The 539-nt window shown below is 67.0% G+C and carries 1 protein-coding gene; it reads right to left on the reverse strand.

Annotated features, from left to right (window positions below; translation table 11 throughout):
- On the reverse strand, nucleotides 1–539 hold a 539-nt coding region (locus ND748_RS33560), incomplete at both ends, for a carboxyl transferase domain-containing protein (RefSeq protein WP_285903035.1).

Consider the following 539-nt stretch of genomic DNA (forward strand, 5'->3'; position numbering starts at 1 on the left):
CGGCGGACGGTGGCGAGCACCGCCGCCGCCTGCTCCCCACCCATCACCGAGATCCGCGCGTTCGGCCACATCCACAGAAACCGCGGCGAATACGCCCGCCCACACATCGAGTAGTTCCCCGCACCGAACGACCCACCGATCACCACCGTGAACTTCGGCACCCGCGCACACGCCACCGCCGTCACCATCTTCGCCCCGTGCTTGGCGATCCCACCCGCCTCGTACTCCCGCCCCACCATGAACCCCGAAATGTTCTGCAGAAACACCAACGGAATCCCCCGCTGATCACACAGCTCGATGAAATGCGCCCCCTTCAACGCCGACTCCCCGAACAACACCCCGTTGTTCGCCACAATCCCCACCGGATGACCATGCAACCGCGCCGTCCCGGTCACCAACGTCGACCCGTACTCCCGCTTGAACTCCGCGAACCGACTCCCATCCACGATCCGCGCGATCACCTCCCGCACGTCATACGGCGTCCGCGAATCCGTCGGCACCGCCGCGTACAGCCCCGCCGGGTCCACCGCGGGCTCCTC

Origin of the sequence: Frankia sp. AiPs1 (assembly GCF_023716945.1) — a bacterium.
In the GTDB taxonomy this organism is placed as follows: Bacteria; Actinomycetota; Actinomycetes; order Frankiales; family Frankiaceae; genus Frankia.